This is a genomic window from Ferrimonas futtsuensis DSM 18154 (assembly GCF_000422645.1).
Lineage (GTDB): Bacteria > Pseudomonadota > Gammaproteobacteria > Enterobacterales > Shewanellaceae > Ferrimonas > Ferrimonas futtsuensis.
The window spans coordinates 1-4479 of the sequence record NZ_KE383896.1; the positions used below are offsets into that span (position 1 = coordinate 1).

Consider the following 4479-nt stretch of genomic DNA (forward strand, 5'->3'; position numbering starts at 1 on the left):
GCTGGCGGCATCCCCTGGATCAAGCTGTCCGAGCAACAAGTCGCTGGCGGCATCCCCTGGATCAAACTGTCCGAGCAGCAGACCGCCTAAATTTATTACCTAGGATATTCACCCTGACAGAGGAGCAGTATGATGATCAAAATGGTAATCACACTTCTAAGGGACTCACTGGTTCGCAAGCCCCGTAAGCGGATCAAAGCTGAATTGGATATCAGAGAAGTACCGGCAGGAAGCTGGTGGTCCTAAAGGCCGACAGACAGAGCAAGTAAAGGAGCCACCGGCTCCTTTACTTTATGGTCCACAATACATCACCCCGTTTAAGCGAACGACGGAACGCCAGGTTGGCGTGAACCCGAAACAAGGGCCACAGCATGGGACCGACAAAGAAACCAGCGACTCCCCATCTTTTGGGGGACAGGCCGCTTTTAAAGGCCTCCGCATAAAAGAAAGCTGAGCTGGCACACATCAGCAGTAACCACAACATACTACGCACCATAATATTGCAGGGCTGGCCATTATATAGTCAGCCAGATGAGCCGCCAATAAAAAAGGCAGCCTGGGCTGCCTTTTTAAAGCTACTTCCGGAATCAGCTGTAGAAGCGCTCGTCCGCGGCGGCCATAGCCAGCAGACGCTCACAGGGCGCAAAGCGGTCACCGAAGCGGGTCTCGTACCCTTTGAGGAGGTCTACCAAGCGCGCAGGCCCCAGGCTGTCGATGTAACGGAACGGGCCTCCCAGGAAAGGAGGGAAGCCAATGCCAAAGATGGCACCGATGTCGCCATCACGAGCACTGGCGATGATCCCTTCATCCAGGCAACGTACCGCTTCATTCAGCATCTGAACGACGCAACGTTCAGCCAGCTCTGAATCCGACAATCTTCCGTCAGGGGTAACACCGAGAACCTTGTAAACGCTTTCATCGACTGGTTTTTTGCCTTTTTTCTTGGCATCAAACTTATAAAAACCCTTACCGTTCTTCCGGCCTTTGCGGTCATCCGCCAAAAGTTTGGCGAAAGCTGGGGGGGAAGCGAACCTCGATCCCAGTTCCGCCTCCAAAATCGGCGAAATTTTGGCGCCCACATCAATACCAACTTCATCCAGAAGTGTAACTGGGCCTACAGGAAAACCGAATTTAACCAGTGCTTTATCAAGTTTATCTATAGGTTCACCCTCTAAAACAAGGTTTGCAGCCTCATTCATATAGGGTGCTAAAATGCGATTTACATAGAACCCAGCGCAATCTTGAACCACAATGGGTGTTTTCCCCTGTTTCTTCGCAAAAGCCACCGTAGTGGCAATGGTTTCAGGCGAGGTGCCTTTGTGGGCAATCACCTCCACCAGGGGCATCTTCTCTACCGGGGAGAAGTAGTGCAGACCGATCACCTTATCGGGCCGGCTGGCAGCCTCGGCGATCTGGCCTATGGGCAGAGAGGAGGTGTTTGACGCAAAAATGGTCTCGTCACCGCAGTGCAGTTCAACATCCTTAACCATCTGATGTTTAAGATTAAGGTCTTCAAACACCGCTTCGACAACCATGTCCACATCCTTCACGCCGGAGTAATCAACGGTCCCGGTCATCATGTTCATGGTCTTGTCACGATCTGCGGCAGTGAGATGACGTCGCTTCACCTTTTTGTCCAGCTGTTTCCAGGTGGAAGCCAGGGCTGCGCTGATCCCCTGGTGACCGATATCCTTGATGCGCACAGGGACCTTAGCCTTAACGGCAGTCACATTGGCGATGCCTCCGCCCATCAAGCCGCCCCCAAGGACCATGGCTTTATTAACCTTGGAAGGCTTGACCTCTCCCGCACCGGTCTCCTTCTTCATCTCTGTGGTGGCAAAGAAGATAGAGCGCAGAGCGGCGGACTCGGGAGACATCACCAGATCAGCGAAGTGGCCCGCCTCCATCTTGAGCCCCTCTTCCAGGTTACCGGTGGATGCTTTGACGCACTCGATGATCTTAGCCGGGGCAGGATAGTTGCCCTGGGTCTTTTTCATCACCGTTTTCAGGGCCTGGTCGTAGATGACGTTACGCCCCATCGGGGTCATCTCCAGAACTTTCTCAATACCTTTGAGTCTGGGCTTAGCGGACTTCCGCTTGCCTTTGGACACCCACTTCTTGGCCGCTTCCAACAAGACTGTGTGAGGCACCATCTCGTCAGCCACGCCAAGCTTCACCGCCTGCTTGGGACGCAGCTGCTTTCCGGTGAGCATCATATCCAGAGACTTGGCTATGCCTACCAGCTTGGGCAGACGCTGTGTCCCGCCACCGCCAGGCAGGATGCCCAGTTGTACTTCCGGCAAGCCCAACACAGTTTTCGGACTGTTGCTGATGACCCGATAATCACAGGCCAGTGCCAACTCCAGGCCTCCGCCGAGGCAGGGCCCATTGATGGCCGCCACCACAGGCACACTCAAGGCCGCCAACTCATTAAGCAGCTTATGGCCATCCCGCGACAGCTTGTAGACATCTTCCCTTGTCTCACAGGCAGCCAACATATTGATGTCGGCACCGGCAATGAAGGAATCGGGCTTGCCAGAGGTGAAGACCACGCCGGACAAATCACTCTGACTGCCCAGGAAATCCAGAATCTGACGAACCTCCTCACCAAACTCGCTGCGCAGCGTGTTCATGGTTTCACCAGGAACATCCATGGTGATCACGGCAATCTTGTCTTCGCCCACCACTACCTGAAAGCTATTCGTCTTCATTATTCCACCTCCAGAATCATGGCTGCACCCAGGCCACCGGCGGCACACGCCGTAGTCAATCCGATACCGCCTCCGCGGCGTTTAAGCTCATTACACATCTGGGTGATCAGCCGGCCACCTGTGGCGGCAAAGGGGTGGCCATAGGCCAGCGAGCCCCCCATCACATTGAACTTGGCCATATCGATTTCACCAATGGCATCGCGTCGACCCAGCTTCTCCTCGGCAAACTTCCTGGACTCAAACATCTTCATATTCGCCAGAGCCTGGGCAGCAAAGGCCTCATGCATCTCGATCAGATCCAGATCCGCCAGGGTCATGCCCGCCCGGTCCAGGGCAAGGGGGGTGGCGTAGGAGGGTCCCATCAGCATGTCATCCCAAACATCGATGGCCGCAAAACCCCAGCTACGGATGTATCCAATGGGGTTGTAGCCCAGGGCTTTGGCCTTGGATTCCGGCATCAGGATCAGGGCGGAGGCACCATCGGTCAGAGGTGTGGAATTCGCCGCCGTCACCGAGCCGTGCTTCTTGTCGAACACCGGCTTCAGTTTGGCCAGTTTCTCAGCCTTGATATCGGCGCGAATGTTGTTGTCCTCGCTGATGAAGCCCTTATAAGGAGGGACATGACAGGTCATCACCTCATTCGTCAGATTGCCCGCCTGCCAGTTCTCCGATGCCAGCTGATGAGAACGGACGGCCATGGCATCCTGGTCGGCGCGGCTGATACTGTGGGTCTTTGCCATCTGTTCAGCAGTCTGTCCCATGGAGATGCCCGTGGAGTACTCGGCAACCGCAGGCGGCACCGGGGCCAGGTCCTTGATACTCAGACCTTTAAAGATTTTTAGGCGATCGCCCAGACTGCGAGCCTTGGTCAGATCCACCAGCGCCCTGGCCAGCTTGGTGGAAACGGTGATAGGCAGCACCGAGCTCGAATCCGAGCCACCGGCGATGCCCACCTCCACGGTACCGGCAAGAATCGACTCAGCCACATTCACCGTAGATTGAAACGACGTCGCACAGGCCCGGGTCACACTGTAGGCATCTGTATGGACATTCATACCCGTACCCAAAACAATCTCACGGGCAATATTGGGTGCCTTGGGCATCTGAATTACCTGTCCATACACAACCTGGTCCACCAGCTTGGCATCCAGGTCATTGCGGGAAAGCAACTCAGCCACCACCATCTTGCCCATATCCAGGGCAGAGACCCCGTGAAAAGCCGTGGCTTGACGTGCAAAGGGCGTCCTCAATCCCGCCACAATCGCAATACGGTCGCCGTTGCGGGTTTTGACCTCTTGTCTTGTTGTCATCCTTTTTCCTCTCGATCTACCCAAAGTGCTCCGCCCGTCAGCCTCTGCCGAGACAAGGTCGGACCAGTAAAGTGTGATCTGATTCTAACTTTTCATGGCGAAGTTTCAAACAAACATATTGAATAAAAGCTCTAACCAGATGAATACACTGATAAAAAGGCATTTATATTGACCATTGGAGAGGCTGTATGGGCAAAGATCAATAAAATTATGTTTGAATTTCAGTTACTCCAAAATCTCTAGTGACTCTCTATCAACCAAACACCACAGTCGTTCGTACAGATAGAACCCTTTGTGTTGCGAAAATAGTCACACGGTTCAGAAAAATCGAAATAGTACTTGAGCTCTTCGCTCAGTTCGCTATAGTGCATGGCCTCGGACGCGGGGTGGAGCAGCCTGGTAGCTCGTCGGGCTCATAACCCGAAGGTCGTCGGTTCAAATCCGGCCCCCGCAACCAA

At 54.2% G+C, this 4479-nt stretch carries 2 protein-coding genes and 1 tRNA gene; 1 reads left to right on the top strand and 2 read right to left on the bottom strand.

From position 1 onward, the window contains the following. Positions 1–587: 587 nt before the first annotated feature. Positions 588–2711: a fatty acid oxidation complex subunit alpha FadJ gene (gene fadJ, locus G505_RS0117695; RefSeq protein ID WP_028110742.1), complete on the bottom strand. Its 2124-nt coding sequence runs from the start codon at positions 2709–2711 to the stop codon at positions 588–590. Beyond that, positions 2711–4021 carry an acetyl-CoA C-acyltransferase FadI gene (fadI, locus tag G505_RS0117700; RefSeq protein ID WP_028110743.1) on the bottom strand — a complete coding sequence of 437 codons (1311 nt, stop codon included), beginning with the start codon at positions 4019–4021 and terminating at the stop codon, positions 2711–2713. The genes fadJ and fadI overlap by 1 nt, the downstream gene beginning before the upstream one ends. Before the next feature lie 380 nt (positions 4022–4401). Between fadI and G505_RS0117705 the strand changes: the two genes are divergently transcribed. After that, positions 4402–4478: transfer RNA gene (locus G505_RS0117705), tRNA-Met, on the top strand. The last annotated feature ends 1 nt before the right edge of the window (position 4479 follow it).